Source organism: Azospirillum brasilense (assembly GCF_008365405.1).
Lineage (GTDB): Bacteria > Pseudomonadota > Alphaproteobacteria > Azospirillales > Azospirillaceae > Azospirillum > Azospirillum brasilense_D.
On the sequence record NZ_QOKV01000061.1, the window covers coordinates 1 to 2,781 of the forward strand.

The window sequence follows — 2,781 nt, forward strand, 5'->3', positions numbered from 1 at the left end:
GTACGCATCCGGTGAGTGACGCAGGTGCGGATCGAAGCGGTCAGCGTCCCGTTCGGTGGATTTGGATGAGTTCCTTGAGGTTCTCGACGCCATCCTCGGTCAGGGCATAGAACCACTGCTCGCCTGGGCCGAACACGGTCAGGCAACCGTCCTCCGGCTCCAACTCGATGGCGATGTCGATCAGCCATTCGACGTCCTCGCCGAGGATCTCAGCGACGCGCTCCATGGTCACGAGGTTGCGGGTTCTGGCCATGGTTCCTCAGATCGCCGTGGTCGTCTCGTGCAGCCGCTTCCATTCCCAGGGCAGCAACTCGTGCAGCTTCGTCTGCGGCAGATCGTTGATGCGGGCCAGGACGTCGGCCAGCCACGCCTGGGGATCGATGTTGTTCATCTTGGCGCTCACGATCAAGCTGTACATGGCGGCAGCGCGCTGTCCGCCGCGGTCGGAGCCGCAGAACAGCCACGCTTTCCTGCCGAGGGCGATGCCGCGCAACGCTCGTTCGGCGGAATTGTTGGTCAGGCAGACCCGTCCGTCACGCAGGAAGCGGGTGAAGCCTTCCCAGCGGGTCAGCATGTAGTCCATCGCCTTGGCCACCGGCGCGTGCTTCGACATCCCGGCCCGGGCCGCCCGCATCCAGGTCTCCAGTTCCTCGATCCGGGGTTTGGACAGCTCGGTGCGCAGCGCCAGACGGTCGGCCGCCGAACGCCCCAGCGCCTCGCGCTCGATGTCGAACAGCGGGTCGATGCGCCGCACCGCCTCCAGCGCCAGCGGGGAGATCGGCGGCGCTCCCTTGCCGCGCCGCTTGTTGGCGGCGATGTCGGCCAGCTCGAAGAATTTCCGACGCGCGTGCGCCCAACACAGCGCCTCGGCCACGGGCTCCGGCTGGCGGCTCGCGTCGTAGAGGCGGTTGTACCCGGCATAGGCGTCGGCCTGCAGCACCCCCGCCCACCCGGCCAGATGCGCCTCGGGATGCCCGCCGCCACGGTCGCGGGAGTAGTGGAACAGCGCCGCCGGCGGCGCCGCGCCCGCGAAGGGGCGATCGTCGCGCACATAGACCCAGATGCGGCCGGTGTCGGTCTTGCCCTTCGCCAGCACCGGCACGGTCGTGTCGTCGCCGTGCAACCGCTCCGCCGCCAGCACATGCGCTGCGAGCCGGTCGAGCAGCGGCTTCAGCACGCGGCATGCCGCGCCCACCTGGTCGGCCGCGGTGGACAGGCTGATCTCCATGCCCTCCTTGGCGAAGCGTTCGCACTGCCGGTTCAGCGGCTGGTGCTGGCCGAACTTCTCGAACAGCAGCGTGGCCAGCAGGTTCGGCCCCGCCCAGCCCCGCGGCGTGGTGTGGAATGGTGCCGGCGGCTGGCTGATCGTCTCGCAGTCCCGACAGGAGAATTTCTCGCGCACCGTCTGGATGATCGTCCACCGCGCGGGGATGCGCTCGGCCGTCTCGGTGATGCTCTCGCCCAGCTTGCACAGCCGGGTCGATCCGCAGCACGGGCATGCCGCCGGCGCCGGGATCACGACGCGCTCGCGCGGCAGGTGCGCCGGGAACGGCTTGCGCGATGGCGCCCTGCGGGTGATGCGGGCCGCGCCGGTCGCCTGTTCCGCCGCCAGATCGTCCTCGCCGACGCTGGCCTCCGCCTCCTCCAGCTGGAATTCGAGTTGGTCGAGCAGTCGGGAGGTCCGTTCGGAGCGACGGCCGTAGAGGTCGCGCTGGAGCTTCTCGATCTGGAGCTTCAGGGTGGCGATCAGCGCCTGGTCGCCGGACCGTTCGGCCCGCGCCTGGGCGGCGTCCGCCTCGGCCAACGCAGCTCGGCCACGCGCTTCGATCAGCGCGGCGCGCAGGGCGTCGATGTCGTCGGGCAGGGCGTCCATGGGGCCGGATTGTACCCGGAAACCCGCACCAATCCTCGCTCTTCCCGCCGGAGAGCGGCGGGTTGATTCACTGTGCCGCAGCCTATCCGGCCGAGCGCGGCCGCCAGGTTTGCTGCGGGTTGCGCCAGTCGATGGCGTCGAGCAGATACGCGAGCTGGGACGCGGAAATGGCCACGGCTCCGCTGGCCGGGCTGGGCCAGATGAAACGGCCCCGCTCAAGCCTCTTGGCGTAAAGCGACATGCCAAGCCCGTCATGCCACAGGCACTTCACCAGGTCGCCGCGACGTCCACGGAAGACGTATAAATCGCCGGCATGAGGATCGCGGCCAAGACCCTCCTGGACCTTCAGCGCCAGCGAGTTCATCCCGCAGCGCATGTCGGTGACCCCGCCGGCCAGCCAGACCCGAACGCCCGAGGGGACCGGGATCATGCCGACCGTCCCGACAGCGCGGCGATCACCGTGCCGACCAGGGCCGGATCGACCGGGCCGGTGAGGCGCAAGCGCGCCGTCGCGAACTCGACCTCGATGAGACCGGCTGGTGGGGCCGCTGGCGCCGCTGTCGGCTCCGCCACCTCCTCCGGTGCCGGAGCGTCGGTGGCAACGGTGATCGGCATAAAGGCGGGCAGCCGGGGCTGCTGACCGAAGAACTGGCGGCGCCAGCGGTACAGCAGGCTGACGTCCACGCCCAGGCGCCGGGCGACTTCAGTCGCCTTGACGCCCGGCTGGAACGCCTCTTCGACCAGCCGCAGCTTCTCCTCGTCGCTGAACTGCCGCCGCCGCTCCAGGCCCGTGATCACCTCGACGCGTTGGATAGTCATAGGGACTGCCATAGGGATAGCCATAGGGACAGGCTCTATGATTCAGCTTCCCCGCTCGGTCACAAGGCGGCGCTCGGCGGAGGGGTACC

The 2,781-nt window shown here is 69.4% G+C and carries 4 protein-coding genes; all 4 read right to left on the reverse strand.

The window, feature by feature from the left end; genetic code table 11:
• Nucleotides 1-40: 40 nt before the first annotated feature.
• A complete protein-coding gene (locus DS837_RS31670) occupies nucleotides 41-253 on the reverse strand; it encodes a hypothetical protein (RefSeq protein WP_119510267.1) in 213 nt (70 codons plus the stop codon).
• 6 nt (nucleotides 254-259) lie between these two features.
• Nucleotides 260-1,873, reverse strand: coding sequence for an IS66 family transposase (tnpC, locus tag DS837_RS31675; protein WP_149168378.1), 1,614 nt, complete (start codon nucleotides 1,871-1,873; stop codon nucleotides 260-262).
• An 82-nt stretch (nucleotides 1,874-1,955) separates the two neighbouring features.
• Nucleotides 1,956-2,303 carry an IS66 family insertion sequence element accessory protein TnpB gene (tnpB, locus tag DS837_RS31680; protein ID WP_149168379.1) on the reverse strand — a complete coding sequence of 116 codons (348 nt, stop codon included), beginning with the start codon at nucleotides 2,301-2,303 and terminating at the stop codon, nucleotides 1,956-1,958.
• A complete protein-coding gene (tnpA, locus tag DS837_RS31685) occupies nucleotides 2,300-2,692 on the reverse strand; it encodes an IS66-like element accessory protein TnpA (RefSeq protein ID WP_170296063.1) in 393 nt (130 codons plus the stop codon). Before tnpA ends, tnpB begins: the two co-directional genes overlap by 4 nt.
• Between the last annotated feature and the right edge of the window lie 89 nt (nucleotides 2,693-2,781).

Bases quoted from the DNA above. Each gene is read 5' to 3' on its own strand.
- DS837_RS31670 (WP_119510267.1), bottom strand. From the start codon at position 253: ATGGCCAGAACCCGCAACCTCGTGACCATGGAGCGCGTCGCTGAGATC.
- tnpC (WP_149168378.1), bottom strand. From the start codon at position 1,873: ATGGACGCCCTGCCCGACGACATCGACGCCCTGCGCGCCGCGCTGATC.
- tnpB (WP_149168379.1), bottom strand. From the start codon at position 2,303: ATGATCCCGGTCCCCTCGGGCGTTCGGGTCTGGCTGGCCGGCGGGGTC.
- tnpA (WP_170296063.1), bottom strand. From the start codon at position 2,692: ATGACTATCCAACGCGTCGAGGTGATCACGGGCCTGGAGCGGCGGCGG.